10 protein-coding genes are annotated in these 16,659 nt (G+C 57.4%); 4 read left to right on the top strand and 6 right to left on the bottom strand.

What is annotated here, in order from left to right:
• Positions 1 to 2 precede the first annotated feature (2 nt).
• Positions 3 to 3,659, top strand: a complete 3,657-nt coding sequence (locus Q0030_RS23785) for a helicase-related protein (RefSeq protein ID WP_298372278.1) — start codon at positions 3 to 5, stop codon at positions 3,657 to 3,659.
• Between the two features lie 62 nt (positions 3,660 to 3,721).
• Positions 3,722 to 5,692 (top strand): DUF1998 domain-containing protein, encoded by a 1,971-nt coding sequence (locus Q0030_RS23780; protein WP_298372276.1) that lies wholly within the window; start codon positions 3,722 to 3,724, stop codon positions 5,690 to 5,692.
• Positions 5,693 to 5,793: 101 nt separating this feature from the next.
• On the opposite strand, the gene Q0030_RS23775 is transcribed toward Q0030_RS23780, so the two are convergent.
• The 4 genes from Q0030_RS23775 to Q0030_RS23760 form a co-directional block, all read right to left on the bottom strand.
• The gene (locus tag Q0030_RS23775) at positions 5,794 to 7,563 is read right to left on the bottom strand and encodes a hypothetical protein (RefSeq protein ID WP_298372275.1); all 1,770 of its coding nucleotides are present in this window, start codon (positions 7,561 to 7,563) and stop codon (positions 5,794 to 5,796) included.
• 474 nt (positions 7,564 to 8,037) lie between these two features.
• Positions 8,038 to 9,534 carry a carbohydrate porin gene (locus Q0030_RS23770; RefSeq protein ID WP_298372273.1) on the bottom strand — a complete coding sequence of 499 codons (1,497 nt, stop codon included), beginning with the start codon at positions 9,532 to 9,534 and terminating at the stop codon, positions 8,038 to 8,040.
• Between the two features lie 51 nt (positions 9,535 to 9,585).
• Positions 9,586 to 11,343 (bottom strand): PQQ-binding-like beta-propeller repeat protein, encoded by a 1,758-nt coding sequence (locus Q0030_RS23765; RefSeq protein ID WP_298372271.1) that lies wholly within the window; start codon positions 11,341 to 11,343, stop codon positions 9,586 to 9,588.
• A gap of 170 nt (positions 11,344 to 11,513) precedes the next feature.
• Positions 11,514 to 12,146 carry a hydrolase gene (locus Q0030_RS23760; RefSeq protein ID WP_298372268.1) on the bottom strand — a complete coding sequence of 211 codons (633 nt, stop codon included), beginning with the start codon at positions 12,144 to 12,146 and terminating at the stop codon, positions 11,514 to 11,516.
• A gap of 549 nt (positions 12,147 to 12,695) precedes the next feature.
• On the opposite strand from Q0030_RS23760, the gene Q0030_RS23755 reads away from it, so the two are divergent.
• Positions 12,696 to 13,622 carry a LysR family transcriptional regulator gene (locus Q0030_RS23755; protein WP_298372265.1) on the top strand — a complete coding sequence of 309 codons (927 nt, stop codon included), beginning with the start codon at positions 12,696 to 12,698 and terminating at the stop codon, positions 13,620 to 13,622.
• Between the two features lie 127 nt (positions 13,623 to 13,749).
• Here the strand turns inward: Q0030_RS23755 and Q0030_RS23750 are convergent, their stop codons facing one another.
• Both Q0030_RS23750 and Q0030_RS23745 read right to left on the bottom strand, forming a co-directional pair.
• The gene (locus Q0030_RS23750) at positions 13,750 to 13,896 is read right to left on the bottom strand and encodes a hypothetical protein (protein ID WP_298372262.1); all 147 of its coding nucleotides are present in this window, start codon (positions 13,894 to 13,896) and stop codon (positions 13,750 to 13,752) included.
• Positions 13,897 to 14,124: 228 nt separating this feature from the next.
• Positions 14,125 to 15,732 carry an AMP-binding protein gene (locus Q0030_RS23745; RefSeq protein WP_298372259.1) on the bottom strand — a complete coding sequence of 536 codons (1,608 nt, stop codon included), beginning with the start codon at positions 15,730 to 15,732 and terminating at the stop codon, positions 14,125 to 14,127.
• Between the two features lie 197 nt (positions 15,733 to 15,929).
• Between Q0030_RS23745 and Q0030_RS23740 the strand changes: the two genes are divergently transcribed.
• A complete protein-coding gene (locus Q0030_RS23740; RefSeq protein WP_298372256.1) occupies positions 15,930 to 16,523 on the top strand; it encodes a GNAT family N-acetyltransferase in 594 nt (197 codons plus the stop codon).
• Positions 16,524 to 16,659 lie beyond the last annotated feature (136 nt).

Genomic DNA, 16,659 nt, shown 5'->3' with positions numbered 1-16,659 from the left:
AGATGAGCGAACGATCCGAACTAATCGCTTGGCTTAGAGGGGAGGTTGTGGGCCCCGGTCAATCGCTCAAGGATCCTGCCGTCATCGCGTTCGTCGGCCGAGACTTCGTTGATCCCGACCAGCGACGTTCAGGCCCCATGGCTTGGCGTCCAGCGGCGGACTCAAGTCTGGAAGAGGTTCTATATTTTCAACGAGAAACACCCCACCGAAAATACGGTGCAGGTCTTCTCCACCCAGCAGGGGTCGTGCCTGATGCCCCAGACGAAGCCGCGTTGCAGTCAGGTGATACGATCGGCGCGGAAGCAGACGCCAAGGAAGAGACCGCTCAGGACGCGGCCGGTGCAGATGAAGATGACGAAGTGGAAGAATCGGAAGGCGAGAGTGTGGACGGAGGCGTCGGACCACAGGACGATTTTGAGGTCACCAGCCCGGATGCTCGTCACCCATCGTCACTAGGGTTATCTTTTTGTGCGCGTTTGGGTTCGCAGGGCCAAGTTGCAGTGCGCCTGCCGTTGAAGCGAAAGTTCTCCTGGCAATTCGTGGGGGCCCCGGCGATATCGTTGAATGGGCGATATGAGCTATGCACGCATCGGACAACGGATGGCGACGGTGGTACGAGAGAGGCTCCGATCTGGAGAAGACTACCGGCAGTTCTTCCTGACTGCGAGGTTTTGATCGACCGTGCGGACCTTCTCTCCGGAAGCGTTGTGCGGAGAGACCTGACGATGCCGTCCGGATCGCCAATATCGCTCCGGATTGAAATCTTCCCGCGCCGTCTTCGTGGTGAAGCCGATTATTTTTTGCTCACAGTTGTGCTGCGAAACTCCACCATCGTTGACGGCACTCGAGAGCCCCGCGAGCAGATTCTCTACCAAACTCATTTTGATGTCGAAATTCTGGACGGTGAGTTGGTCCGGTACCCGGAAAGCGAACGCCCGTTCTCCAAGCTGGATACAGAAGAGCAATCGCTGGCCTTGCTTTATCGTGAATCAGCTACTTGGGCCATCGGGCACGGATGTGCCGCAGGATGGGAGTCTGACCTTGGGACCACCCCAAAGACAATTTTTGCTGACGTGATGCCCTCCGTTGAGCTTCCGAGCATGACGCCAGATATCGAGGTTGATGGCGAGCCCGTAAAGCTTTCAATGCGATCGCTAGCAAATCTGACAGAGGACGGCACTGGCGAAGGATGGCAATCGGTCGATAAGATTATTTTGGGATATGGTGATTGGATAAAAAGAAAACGCCAAGAAGCAACGGGTCTTGATGGTACCTTTGCGGCTGTCGCGGCCCGTCACCTAGATGCCTGCGACCGGTGCCTGAAGCGGATCACCGATGGCGTAACGCTGCTTCGCAGCGATGCTCGTGTTCGACGGGCCTTTCGGCTTGCCAATCTTGCGATGCTCCTGCAGCAGATCGGAACAAAGCAGGTAAATCGTCGACCATTGACTTGGGATGCGGCGAATCGTCGGGTTGTGCCGTCCGGTGGGTATCAATCACCATCCGAAATCTACGAAGGAAATCTCGAGAACCCAGACCGGGTAGGTTCTTGGCGAGCGTTTCAAATAGCCTTTCTTTTGATGTCCTTGCACGGCGTGCGGGATGGTCAATCTTCAGATCGCAATATCGTTGATCTCATATGGTTCCCAACTGGTGGAGGCAAGACCGAGGCATATCTCGGCGTAATGGCTTTCTACATGTTCCACGAACGATTGCTGATGGAAGGCGACACTGGACCACGGCGTGACGGTACCAATGTTCTCATGCGCTATACGCTCCGAATGCTTACCACCCAGCAGTTCCAACGAGCCGCTAGCCTCATATGCTCGATGGAGTATTTGCGACGAAATCCTTCTAAGCATCTCGACGGAAATATCCCGGGACACCGCTTTTCGCTGGGGCTTTGGATCGGATCAGATGGATCCCCAAACAAGGTCAGAGATGCGAAGATAGCCCTACGCAAGTTCCGCAACGGAGACACCGAAGGAAATCCGCTGGTTCTGACCGAATGCCCGTGGTGTCGCGCTGAAATTGGCCGCTATAATGGGAGCAAGCCGCGTGCGCTTACAGATTCCCAATGGGCAGCAGTGCGGACTTGTGGAATTCAGGAACGGCTCAACGAGCCACTCCTGTTGTGTTCTGACGGCAAGTGCGAATTCGGGCAGGAGAATCCGGACACTTGGCTTCCGGTCGATGTGATTGACGAGCGAATCTATCTGAACCCGCCTTCAATCATAATTTCAACAGCTGATAAACTTGCAATCATAGCTTATCGACCTGAAGCGAGCGCTCTGTTTGGCAGTCGTATCGTCGACTCCAAGTCCCGCCGGGTATCGATGCCACCAGGGCTTATTATCCAGGACGAACTTCATCTGATATCCGGACCGCTCGGGACGATGTACGCACTTTACGAAGGCGTCATCGAAAAATTGTGCTCCGCGGAGCTGAACGGCGTCACCGTCAAACCTAAGGTTATTGCTTCTACTGCCACGATACGCGGAGCTGCCGACCAAGTCAGGGCACTCTACGCGCGAACAGAGACGCACCTATTCCCGACGCCCGGCCTCTCGATGGGCGATTCCTTCTTTGGCAAATACGCCCGTGACGATAAGGGCAATCTGCGTTCTGGGCGCCTCTATCTGGGTATTCATGCCAATGACTACGGTTCGGTCCTGACCACACAGGTTCGTACATTTTCATCCGCTCTTTTTCGTCCGTGGTCGTTCACCCCAAGTCGTCGTGACGCATGGTGGACTTTACTCGCCTTCTACAACAGCATTCGCGAGCTGGGCGGTGCGAGAACTCTATTTGACTCGGACATTCGCTCCAGACTCAAATTTATTTTCAATCGGGAGGGCTTTGCGCAGGATGACAGGCGTCAATTGAAGATTATTGAGGAACTGACCAGTCGGTTGTCTCAGGCTGAGATTGTAAGCATGATGGATCGACTGTCGACGCAGTACGATGAGAGCTCGGTTCGAGGCAATCTGGATGCGTGCTTGGCGTCAAATATCATCGAAGTCGGGGTGGATATTGATCGCCTTTCGTTGATGGGGGTGGTGGGTCAGCCAAAGAGCACTGCCTCGTACATTCAGGTGACAGGGCGGGTGGGTCGCCGCTGGTGGGATCGAGCAGGGCTTGTCCTCATGATCTACAACCCTTCGAAGAGTCGCGATCGGTCTCACTATGAGCAATTCCATAGCTATCATCGCAGGCTATATGAGCGTGTTGAGCCGAATACAACTACTCCATTTGCGACGTCGGCGATCCAGCGCGGCCTTTCGGGGGTATTGCTTGCGTGGGCTCGACAGCAGAGTTCAGCTCCCGTTTTCAATTATCAGGCATATGCCACGGCGGTGGAGTCGGCTTATCAATTGCTCTGTGATCGTTGTCTGATCATTCAGCCGCCTGAGGATCAGGTCCAATCGCTTGCCAGCTTGAAGCGAGTGCGCGACGAATTGATATCCAAATGGGGGTTAAATCCGCAGGAATGGGAGAAGTTTCCTCAGCGTGTGGATGGGGAATATCTCATGCTGTGGCCCGGGCAGTTCGCCACTAAACAACAGGAAAGACGAGGCGTGGTTGTTCCCAGCAGCATGCGACAAGTAGAGCGCAGCGCCGAGCTTACCATTACTCAGGGCTACGATACCGCACCCTGACCATCGAGCCATCGTTCTGAAACGAATTCAACAACCTTAGTTGCAACTTCTGGGGCCACAAAATGGGAAACAAGCAGGTCCGTATTGGTCAATTGATTGCCCCCTTCGGCCCCGGCAGCATCTATACGGATCGCGACGGCGTACCACAGGTTGTTGCGGGTCTCGATCATTGGTTCAAGCGGTGGGATCAGACCGAGGGAAAAATGATCCCTTGCTCGGATCGGATCGAATTTGAGCGTTTCGAGCCACGGCTTTCAGCGTTGTTGGGCGTCGATCGATTTTGCTTGCCACCGGATTTTCGAATTGTGCGTAAAGGCGACACGGCACCGCCTAACGCCCTTCTCAATGTCCCCGCCCAGCGTTTTCCGAGGTGGTATCGGCACACTCGGACCGGCCAGATGAGGCGATTTAACTTGCAAACGACGAGGGTGGATAGACCTCCGGGGGGCGGTCGCTGGCAGCCAGTCCGCTTCATCTCGGTTTGCACGGCGGGCCATCTCTGCGAATTTCCTTGGAAGGAGTGGATCGGTTGTCAGTGCAGCAGTGACGACCAGCTAGTTTTGACTGATCGCGGTGGTTCTGAATTGAGCAGTATCCACATTGCCTGCCAGTCATGTCCCGATAAATCTACAGGCAGACGAGGCCGCAATCTCTCCGGAACGACGGTTATGCCTGATGTTGAAAACGGGGAGCAAAGTGCCTTTCAGAAAGCAGGCATCCGCTGTCCAGGCGATCGGCCGTGGTTGGGGGAGGGCGCTAACATGGCGAACTGCAATGAGCCGTTGGTTGGAGCCCTTATCAATCAAACCAACATCTATTTTCCTCGAACTATTTCGGCGATCGCGCTGCCTGATCTCCAAGTTGAGGATGATTCGATCACAAGAATGCGAAACGAAATCACACGGTCTGTAGAGGGATCCCTCGGTGTAGCTCGAACAATATGGAATATATCCGGCGAAGAGTCGGCGGCAGCATACATTCAATCGGAGTTGTCGCGTATTTGCGGGCTATCGAGTGAGCTTGGCCAGGTAAAGGCTGCCTTGGCGAGTTTGTTTTCTCCCCAATCAGCGACGATTCCTTCGGGTGCGGCGGTGCCAACTGCTGCTGAGTCGGAATTGCTTCAGTTCCGCAGGTCCGAATTCAATGTCATAAGGAATGAATTGGACGATCCCGATCTTGTACCCGATTTACGAGTCAGAATGGCTAAGGTGCCAGTAGAGCTCGCCCCATGGATCGGGAGGGTGAACCTTGTGGAGCGCTTGCGAGAGACGCGCGCCTTCTTTGGCTTCGACCGCTTGAAGCAAAGCAACGCACCCCTTGAGAATATGCCAAACTCCGCGATGCTTCAGCTCTTTCGATCACCTCCAGTTCAAGCACAGGAACGTTGGCTTCCGGCTGCCGTGGTGTTTGGAGAAGGTCTGTATGTCGAGCTAAACGAAGCGCGGATAGAGAAATGGCAGTTAGAAAATGCTGTGTGGCTGAGAGGTCGGCTGGATGATGGCTTTATTGCACGCTTGGGCGGTATTCCTCAGACTCTCCCGCCTTTGGAAGCAGCCAATCGAGATTGGGCTTCCCGGTATTTGCTTGTCCATAGCCTGGCCCACATTCTTATCAACCAGCTCATTTTTGACTGCGGATACAGCACTGCTGCGCTGCGCGAGCGCCTTTACGTGTCTTCCGACCCAAGCGCGCCAATGGCAGGCTTTCTCATCTATACTGCCGCCGGGGACTCTGAAGGTACGTTGGGTGGATTGGTTAGGTTGGGGCGCCCTGAACTATTTGGTCCGACCATGCAACGTGCGCTGAGCCGCGCATCGTGGTGTTCAGCGGACCCGATATGCTCCGAACACTTGGGCGGCCAAGGCTCCAAGCAAGCCAATCTCGCGGCATGCCACGCTTGCACCCTCCTCCCGGAAACATCGTGCGAGACTATTAATCACGGGTTGGACCGAGCCGTTGTCGTAGGAACGCCGGTTTCACGCCAGAGCGGGTTCATGTCCGAACTGCTTGAGGAAAGTTATACGTTGGGATGAGGTAGTGGAACGGCGCAATGCACCTGCCTCGCCCCCGGACAAATACGATCCAGGCGAATTATGGGCTCTCTCGAACTGCGGCTGATCTCCTTCTCATATCTTCAACCATGCTGCCAGCCAAGGTTCCTTGAAGCAGCGTCGCCTTCATCATCGTATTCGTTGAACAGGTTTTCGAACACGATGGTGTGCTCCTTGAACACGAATTCTTGCCGGAGGGGCTTCAACTCCAGCGGAACCGTGCTTTCCTTCCGAATAGCGTCGTGAAGGTCGCGCAATACGTTGTCCGCAGGGCCAATCTGGTAGCGCAGCCGCACGAACTGACGCCACGTCGCCGAAGCCACGGCCTTTTCCTGCGGCTCAAAGCCGTAGCTCTGGAAGCGCGCTGCCGAACGTCCAATCGCGAAGAGACGCACTTGCGACATCGCCTTTGCCGGTCGTAAGCGAAGCGTTGCCAGCAGGCTGGTGGCGCCGGACGCCGCGATCCAGTCTTGCACTCCCTTCGCCCAAGCGTCGACCTTCTCGACGAAGTTTCTGGCCCGGCTGCGCTGTTTAGCAACATCGTTCGAGCTGAAGTCCTGCCATTTCAGCTGGAACAGTGCCAACTCCCCCGTCAGCGTATCGAATACAGCAGCATCGATATCGGTTACTGTCTTCCTGCCATATCGGAGCCGGGTCGGACCTTCCATCTGCAGGTACCGCAGGCCGAGAAACAAATTGTAGAGCTCCGAGATCATCCAGTCTTCGCGATGCTTTCGCAAATTGTCCGTGGCTCTCTTGTCGAATTTTTCGTGGATCATTCTGATCCCGAGGAAAGGGTTACGGAAAATGCTGCTGACGGGGGCCAAGAGATAGTTTTCAGATATCTTGATCAGCATTGGAAGCATGGGAGTCACTTCCTGCTCGAAGTAAGATTCCTGTCCCGATTGAATCGTGGCCATGTCGATCGCAGCCGCCGCTGTGGTCTCTTCCATCCCAGTTACAGCTACGACCGACCGGATCAATTCTTCCCGGGGCTTCCAGATCGTGAGGCTCATTGCATAGTTGATTTCGGGAAACGCGCTTTTCGCGACATCCACAAAGTGGATATGCTTAAGATGAAAACTCATCACCAGGAAGACGACGGCGCGAAGGTCTTTACCGGTGATATTGCCCAGAACTGTGTCATCGTGGATGCCGGCTTCATCAATCCAGTCGCGTGCATTTTTCGCGACCAGTGCGAAGAAGTGCAAATCGATATCGGGCGCAGCGTCGTAGCCTGTCATTGTCACGTTGTTGTTGGGACGCCACGGATACACTAGCTCGCGAATTCGCTCGTCGAGGTTTTCAACACTCGTTTTTCGAACCGTTTCCTTGAATACGTTCTCTCCCGGCATGGCATCTTCAAGGTTTCTTAGCTTGTCGGCTTCGATCCGATCCAAAAAGTGATCCATGGAACAACGTTCGCTCATGCGAAATGTTATCGTGCTGACATCAGCGGTACACTCTGCCATGCCGTGGCGAAGCATTTCCGCGCTCTCTCTCAGAAGCGAGGCTCTTCCTAGATTCATCAGAATGCCGAGGACTCTTTCCCTGGAATCCGCGGTGCTCTCACTGAGTGGAACGCCGTGCATCTTCCCGATGCACGGCAGAAGCAATGAAGCAAGGGGGTTCCATCCTCGCAACATTACCGCGAAATCGAAATGCGATAGGCCCAATTCGGGCTTGTTCGACATGAGATGAATGACGTGATGGAGGTCGATCACCCGGCAAGCTTCCACGAGGAGTCCTGTCTGGGCTTCCGGCGAAAGTTCAGCGACTTGCCCGCGCTGCCGCTCGAACTCGGCGCGAGCGATTGCAGCCAGCCAGTCCGCAATCTCCCTTCGCGTCCTCATATGGTGTATCCCCGGTTCCGGACAGGTATCTTCCCCAATCAATAAGTGAGTCCAAAACAACAGGAAACCGGCATGCCAGCAACCGGCACTTGGCTGGACAGTTCGAGATGCGGGCAGATGTCTTGGTCCCCGAACCGGAAAACGCCTTGAAGCGCCTCTCTCAAAGCGAGAAGAAAACGTATTTGAAAACTTATAGTTGCACACACGGAAATTTCAGGTTCAGTCTTTTCACGGGTAAGCGAACTCAATTTTCCGTCGAACGTTTTTGTCCATACTCCGGCCCATATTTTCGAACGGGCTGCACGCGAATTGGCATGGACGCGCGTGGTGTCTGGCGCACAGCTAGCGCCTATGGTGCGGGTGTTTCTTGAACATCGACGAACGTGTGCAGCCGAGGGTGATATATCCGTATTCTGACACTCTCTCCGCCACACTTCGCCCTTCGGGCTACGCGTGGCGCGGCCACGCCGGCGATCAAAAGTCCGCTGCGATCTTGAGCCCCACCAGGAAAGCATTGCGAACGGCATTCGTGCCACCGGGACGGATGAAATATTCAAGCTCGGGCTGGATGAGAAGGCCGGGTATGGGAGATATCCCGTAGTTGGCCTCCAACACCATGGCGTATTGCTGCACGCCCAGGGCTCCACCGGCGAGCGGCGAGGCGAGCATCGCCTGAATGCGCTGGGTGTCCGTTAGCTTCTTGCTGACGTCGTAGTAGGAGAAGCCGAACGCGATTTGATCGCTCGGACGCGCAGGCCAAAAGCCGCGATCGATGACGCCGGCCCAGGCAAAATTGTTGAACAATGTCGTGTCGGACTCGTTATGCGCGAAGGTGGCAAGCAGAATAAGCCCGTCATTCGGGTTCGGGCCATTCCTGAAGATCATCTGATCCGCGGCTGCCCAGAACTGGGCGCGACCTCGGTGCGGAAAGCCTGGGAGACCCGTCAATGCAAGCGGCCGCCCATTCACATCGAAGAAGTTGTCCGGATAGGTGGAGGTATCCCAGTTGAAGCCGAGCTTGTAGTGTCCAGGCATCTTGTCCCTGCCAATGATCGGCTCATAGGCGACTTCGACCGGAAAGCTGGCACCGGTAGTGCCTTCCAAGGTCCAGTCCCAGCCACTATGGCCGCCCTGGGTGAAGGGTTCAGCGGTAGTCGGAAACGGCTGCGACTGGAAGGCTCCGACCATCACGTAGGTATCTTCCGTGGGGCGCACGCGGACCCGGGCGCCCCACACGTTCATCGGCCAGTCTTCGAAGCCCTGATTGGCCGTCAAGCCGCGATTGTGGCCGCAAATGGTCAGCGTCATGAAAGTGCAATAGAAGGGCGACGCGTTGTAATCCGTGCCGGGCGCAAAGCGACCGAAAGCGATGTTGACGCGGTTGTCGAAGAGCTTCTCTTCGCCGTAGAACCAAACCAGCTTGGCGCCGACACCAAACCCTGCGCCGAAGATTTCCTGGGCTTGGAGCACGGTGTCGCCGACATAATCGGCGCTCGCGTTGCGACCGGCGCGGTTGATCAGATACGTGTGGGTGACGAGGCCCGGAACGCCCGCGACTTTCTCCCAGTCGACGTTCGCCGTGAATCCGATCTGCTGGGCATAGTCGGCGCCGGGCCTCAAGCCGCCTACCGCATTGTAGACGCTCTCCGACGTATAGGTCAGGGAATAGGTAACGCCGAGATCCTCGAGCTTGGTGCGTAGACCTCCCCAGTCTCCGAAAATGTGAGCGGGAGCCGGCCATGTTTGTGTGATCTGGGCCTGGCTGGATGTCGGTGCCGGCATCTGCTGTCCGAATGCCGATGGCGCCACTCCCGCCGTCGCTGCGACCAGGAACAGAGCGATCGCATAACGACAGGTCTTGGTCGTTACCTGCGTCTCGTGCACGCTAAAGGACCGTGGCGAGCGCTGGCTCGCCGCTTGAGTGCAGGAGAGACTAACACGGCGGCTGCAGGCGAAAATCATCTGCCCCATTTTCATCAACTCCCTACGGGGATGGAGACATTGCGGCGATCAATTTTCAGGCTATTTCGGTACTCCCAGGACAACGATCGTGTTCTTACCCTTCGTGCCGTAGGTGAAGTTGTTGTCCCCGGCCGCGACGGCGATGAGCTGCCTGCCACCAGCTTGGTAGGTGACGACCCCGCCGCCGATTCCTCCTTTCACCTCGGTTTTGTGCATTTCCGCGCCGGTCTTCGCGTCGAGTACGAGCACCTCGCCAGCGATCGTGCCGGTAATAACGAGGCCACTGGCCGTGACGACGACGCCGCCAAGTGGAATTGATTTCGTCTTGGCGCGCCAAACGACATTCCCTGTCGTTGGATCGATTGCATTGACCAGCCCGAACGCCTCATCGACGGGATCGCGTGTTCCGTAATAGTTCGCCCAGCCCAGATATTCCTGACCCGGCTTTGCGACCGGCGTCGGTCCCTTGATCGCCTGCGCGCACCAGTCGATCCCGTTCATGTACATCAACTTGGTTTCAGGGCTGTAGGCCGGTCCGTTCCATTGCACGGCAGCGATCGGACACAGACGTATGCCGCTTCCAGTGGGCACTGGGCCCGTCGTGTTCTGATAGCGTGTGACTAGCGGCGCGCCCGCTTTCAGCTCGCCCGTGATCCGGTCAACGATGTGAACCACGCCGTCCTTGCCCGCGGCCATCGCCAGCTTGCTGCCGTCGGCCGCGTCAATGGCGGCGGTGACGGCCGTATCCCAATCCCGATCGTCAGGCGCGAGCAATTGATGCCACCATTTCAGCTCTCCGGACCGGGCATCGAGCGCGACCAGAGAATTCGTGAAAAGGTTGGTGCCGGGTCGGGAATCATTGTCGAAGTCCGGCCCTGGATTACCTACCGGCAGCAACAGCAGGCCGGCGGCTGAATCGAGCGCAAATGTCGTCCAGAGCGAACCGCCGCCATGCTCGATGCTTGGCGGATTCTTCCACGTCTCCGATCCCTTCTCGCCCGCCGAGGGGATGACGTGAAAGCTCCACATCTTGTGGCCGTCGTCAGCACCGAACGCCATCATCTCGCCGCGGATACCACGGTCTGCGCCGGCCTTGCCCATGAAAACGATATCGTTCCAGACGAGCGGCGCAGCCGTTGCGTATTCGCCGTTCACCGGATCCATGATCTGCTGATCCCACAGCAATGCGCCTGTCTTTGCATCCAGCGCGATCAGATGGCCATCGGGCGTACCGCGAATGACGCGGCCGCCGGCGATCGCCGGCCCCTTGCTGTTCGACACGAGCACATGGCTGGCCTTGTAGTGATACTCCCATTTCCTTGCGCACGTCGCGGCGTCGATGGCGACCGTGGTCAGACCGGTCGTCGTGTACAACAAGCCGTCGTAGACGATCGGCCCGTTCTGAAACGAGCCCGTTTCTCCGATGTCAAAGGAGCAGACCTCCCTGAGGTTGCGAATATTGCGCGGATTGATTTCCGACAACGTCGAAAAGCGAGTTCCCATATAGCCTTTGTTGTCAGTGAGCCAGTTGACGGAGTCGGTATCCGCGCGATCCAATTCCGCTTGGGTTGGACCCTGCGTGGTCGGCTGCGCCGAGAGCGCCGGATCAGGGCTGACGCATAGCGCCATCAGGCTTGCCATCACGGGTATCAGGAATGCCCGCGATCGGACCAAAGCCTGACACGAATTGGTTGAAAGGAGAGAGAGGTGCAGCAGGTGATGCATCATCATTTCATTTCCCCCAGTTTTGATTTTAATCGCCACTATTTTGTAGTCGTGGGATCCGACCGCATCGACCTGCCTTGGCCTCCGCAGCATCAGAGCACTTGCGTCCGATTACCCTCCTCTCTGCATGCGAAGGCTCGTCCACGGCCTTCGTTCAGATCGCGCCGTCGCTGGTTCGTCTCGCCTCAGAGCGGATAACAGCCATCATCATCCGCGCGTTACGCTCGGCTTCAGCGCCCACGTTGGCCATTCCTACAGAATCTCTAGCCCTTGAAATCCATTTCGGGATTCGAGCCGTCCCAATTCTGGAAAACGTCCATGAAGCCGGGGACAGTTTTCTCGCGTACCCAGTCACGCTGAAGTTCGCAGTAGAGCTGCGTTTTGCTGATCAGCTTGGCGCCAGCCTGCTCTACGCGTCGAAGCGCCGCTTCGTGAGCCGCGACAGAGGTGCCTCCGACAGCGTCGACGACAACATAGACTTCATAGCCCTCATCGAGAGCATCAAGCGCCGGGAATGCGAGGCATGCCTCCGTCCAAAGCGCGGTCATGACGAGTTTCTTGCGACCCGTCGCCACGACGGCCTTTTTGAACTCGACATCTTCCCAACTGTTGATTGATGTGCGGTCGTAGGTGGGATACGCCGCCAGCACGTCCATGATCGGCTGGATCGGTGGCTTGTTTCTGCCGGTCGCCACATTCACTGTCGAATGAACGATGGGAAGGTTGTAATTGATTGCGGCCTTGGCCGTATGCACGATATTGAACACAAGCTCCTTTTGATCCATCGAGCGGATCGAACTGACCTGGATCGGCTGATAGTCGATGATGATGAATGCGGAATTCTGCGGCGTAAGAAGGTGATCCTTTAGAGGATCGCGGACAATTTCGCTGGTCATATCCGATTCCTTGAGAAGTGATGTTGGACACGGCACGCCATATCTTGTCAGCGCCATACCGTACTGATTAGTACTAAGTATCGTTTCAGAATCGGACTAAAGCTCTAATTCACGAACTTCGTGTTCTGGTTGGTCGAACGGTTGTATGCGGATAGAAGACCACTCGTGAACATTCGGGGTTTGAGGTGAGCCTGGTGTCGATTGGGACCCTCGTCCTGACGGGAGCAACGTGCTCCACTGCCCGGCAGGAGCGGGGCTGCGCGCGATCTGTGGCCATTTCCTTGGTCAGTCGTTCGCTGCGCTAATGTCGTGAAGGTTGCGAACGATCTTTCGCTTGAGCGGCTTCCAAGGATCGGATGGAGCAGGCGAAGGAGGCGCGGAAAAGTCTCCGGCTCGACCCTGCTCGAAGCAGAGTTTAGTACCTTACTGGAGTGGGAGGGCCTCCATATGAATGGAGGCATGATTTGAAGGAGACCCTACAGCATCCCCTCAGCATTGGCGCGAAGCACGTTGCTTCACAACGCTGATAATGTTCGTTACGATCGAACAATGAAGTGGCGCTTCGATGACATCGTAACGTTTGTGCGTGTGATGGAAGCGGGCGGCATTACCGCCGCGGCCGATCGCATGAACCTGTCGAAGTCGGTGATCAGTAAGCGCATCAGCGACTTGGAGGACGCCCTGGGTGTGGAGTTGTTTCAGCGTTCGACGCGTCAGCTGCGACCTACGGATAGCGGTGGGGCATTCTACGAAAGGATGGTCCCTCTCTTACATGAGATCAGCGAGACGGCAGAGAGCTTGTCAGGGCGCCTCGGGAGTTCTTTGCGCGGACAGTTGCGCGTCACAACGCCAATGTCGTTCGGGATAATGTATCTTGGACCGGTGATTGCCGAGTTTGCGCGGCGCCACCCAGACCTCGAACTCGCGATCGATTACGAGGACCGTCACGTCGATCTCGTCCGTGGAGGGTACGATCTTGGCATCCGAATAGGGGATCTGCGGGATTCAAGCTTAAAAGCGCGTAGGCTTGGTGAGTGCGCGCGAGTTATGTGTTGTAGTCCAAACTATGCGGAACAGTACGGTCTTCCGAAGAGCGTCGCCGAACTGGCAGAACATACGTGTATTGACTACGCCTATGTCCACGCTAATCGATTCTGGCGCTTCGAAAGGGAAGGCAAGGGGCGGCGGGCGATCTCGTTGTCAATACGGTCCCGCATTGTCGCAAATAATGGCGACGCGATTAGGGATATGGCGATTGCTGGCTTGGGGATCGCATCGCTTCCAGAGTTTCTGGCGGCAGGAGCTCTGCGGCAGGGCAGATTAATTCCGGTTCTCCCAAACGCTGTCCAGGCGCCATATACGATCGCGGCGGTTTATCCGGCAACACATCATGTGGCTCCCAAAGTGCGTTTTTTCATCGACTACCTCCTGAAGTTCTTCGTTCCGCAACTGCCCTGGGAGAGGGATAGGGGATAGCGCGAAGCCTCTCCATTGCGGACGCGGCAGACTTTTGACGGTAGGCGAAACCCCATTTTCCGGCCGTAGCTGGCGGCCAGCTTGTTCATTCGCGAACGAAGGTCTTGATTCTGCTCAAGTGGCCGCATCAGTCCGCGACCTTATCGAAATCGCACGCCATGAGTGCGGTTTCGGCCAGGCTGACGATGTCTACCCGCAGATCCGTGGTGGTCCCCTGACCGATGATGCCTTGCAGCGTCAGTTCTTCTCTGAGCGCTTCGATCATCCGTTTCATGCATCGCTGGTACTTGATGCCCGAGCATTCGTGGTCGTGACTGAACATGTCGCAGGCTGCAATTTGCTCTTTATCGATGAATCGCCGAGGATCCAAAACGACATGTCCAACATGGACATCGATTCCCGAAAAGGTGCTGTCGGACCAAATCGGGAGTGATTTTGGGACATGGCCGATCGGGATTTTTGGCTGGCGCCGTCGGCCGGTCGGGGCAAGTTCGCTGCAGCGTCAGTCCTTCAGCAACCGCCGCAACAGCTTGCCGGCCGGTGAGCGCGGCAACTCGGTAACGAAGCTGACATCGCGCGGCACCTTGTAAGGCGCCATGTTCTGGCGCGCCCACGCCACGAGCTGGGCGGTGTCCAGTTCGGCACGCGGGGTCAGGACGATGAAGGCCTTGACCACCTCGCCCTTCGTTGCGTCGGGCACGCCGATCACGGCTGACGCCGCCACGTCGGGGTGCTTGTTCAGAATCGATTCGACCTCTTCCGGGAAGACGCTGTAGCCGGAGACCTTGATCATCTCCTTGAAGCGACCCATGAAGGTCAGATAGCCGTCGGCATCGAGGCGGCCCATGTCGCCGGTGTGCAGCCAGCCATTGCGCAGCGCCTCCGCGGTCGCGTCGGGACGATTGCGGTAGCCTTTGAATACGCCCGGGCCGCGGATCACGATTTCGCCCGGGACGCCGGCTGGCTTGTCTGCGCCGGAGTCGGGATCGACGATCCGGATCTCGTTGCCGGGCACCGGTCTGCCATGGGTGCCCCAGCGAACTGAAGTGCGCGGCATGAAGGTGTCCACCGTGTGGGTCTCGGTCAGCCCGTACGCCGCCTCGAAGCTCTCGCAGTTCGGTGCGACGGCTTGCCATTGTCTGGCAAGCGCTTCGGTCCAGTCGATGCCGAAACTGGTCACGGGATTGACGCGGAGGCTCCTCAGCGCGAAGTCGGAAATGTTCGGGAGCTGCGTGATCGCGACGTTCATCGGCGCCACGCTGTACCACCAGCTTACCTGATAGCGGTCGATCACCTGTGCCGTCACGAGCGGATCGAACCGGTACAGCAGCACGGACGTCGCGCCGGCGTAGACCGGTGCATTCACGCCCATCACCATGCCGGCGATATGATAAAGCGGCGCGATCGAGAGCAGGACGTCATCGGTGCCGATCCCGTTGCAGTTCACGGTCGCGGCCGTCTTGAAGATGACGTTGCGATAGGACAGCATCGCCCCTTTGGGCCGGCCCGTGCTGCCTGACGTGTAGATCATCAGCGCGGTATCGTTCATGTCGATCGCGACATCGCGGGGCGACGCGCCGCTTGCAGCGACGGAGAGAAAGTCCTCAATTTCGCCGGCCGTACCGTCCGGCTCGGAGCCGGATGCGAGCAGTTCGTCCGGAACGCCGATCGGTGGCCGCTCGGGCAGCAGGTCGGGGTAGCGGACCACGAAGACATGCTCGAGCTTCGTCTTGTCGCGGACCTGACCTACGATCGGCAATAGCGGTTCGGCCGCGACGATCACGCGCGCGCCGAGATCGTCGAGCTGGTAGGCGAGCTCGTGCTCCTTGTTCAGCGCCCCGCAGGGCGAGGCAATGGCGCCGATCTTCTGGATGCCGAATTGCGCCATCAGGTATTGCGGACAATTGTTCATGAACAGTGCGACCGGCTCGCCTTTGGCGACGCCGAGCTGTTGCAGGCGCGCCGCGAATGCATCACTCGCACGGTCGAGCTCGAGGAACGTGATGGCGCGGCCATACCAGATGCAGGCCGGTTTCTCCGGCCGCTCACGGGCATGCCTCCGCAGCATTTCATGGAGCGGTCGTTCGAGGTTGTCGTTGGGAGCGCTCATGGTCATTGTCGCCAGGCTTATGTGCTCATATCGAGACGGAAAGGTGCAAACGGGCCGTTTCAAGAGTTATATTAGGACATTGCTACACTCGGCTTGCCTGATCTGGCTCCTGCGTGCAGGACAGGCCGAAAAAGCGCTGCGATCCCCGCAAGGTGGTCGCGGCGAAGTCTGGATTTCGGATTGAGTGAGCGATCTGCATGAGGAATACCAAGATGCGATCCTATCCGCGTCGCGTCAACTTCGAGAGCGGGGGCGTCGAGTTTCGGTTGATGGGGCCTGCCGACGAGGCCGCCGTCCTGAAGTTTGCCAACGCGCTTGCCGTGCACGACATGCTGTTCCTGCCGCGGAATATCCGCGAGCCGAAGGTGCTCTCGGCATGGATCAAGGAGATCGAGCGCGGCTCGATCGTCAGCCTGCTGGTGGTCAAGGACGACATCGTCGTGGGGTGCGGCACGATCGTGCGGGATCCCATGTCGTGGTCGGCCCATGTCGGCGAGATCAGGACCGTGATCTCCTCGCATGTGCGCGGCACCGGCATCGGACGGGCTCTTTCCAATGAGGCGTTTGACCTCGCACTGTCGATGGGCCTGGAACGCCTGACCGTGCAGATGACGTCCGACCAGACCCGCGCGATCGCGATTTTCGAAGCATTAGGCTTCCGCGCCGAAGCTCTGTTGCGCGACCAAGTGAAAGACCTTCAGGGCAAAACGCACGACATCGTCGTGCTTGGCGTCAACGTGGCGGATGTGCAGAAGCTCGAACCAGGCGGCTCGTCCGGAGCGATCGACTAGCACGGGGGCTAGCCGAGGAACGGCTTCGCCGTCCTCGCACCGTTCGCATCGATGATGGTAACGGTCGCGGTCATGCCGGCTTTCGAGCCGGATTTTCGTCTTGCCAGTGTTGCAAAAAATGCAACAAAAACTGGAC

Source organism: uncultured Bradyrhizobium sp., assembly GCF_947648125.1.
Taxonomy (GTDB): domain Bacteria; phylum Pseudomonadota; class Alphaproteobacteria; order Rhizobiales; family Xanthobacteraceae; genus Bradyrhizobium.
The sequence above is the reverse complement of the archived record's forward strand: the minus strand, read 5'-3'. Positions and strand labels throughout refer to the sequence as shown.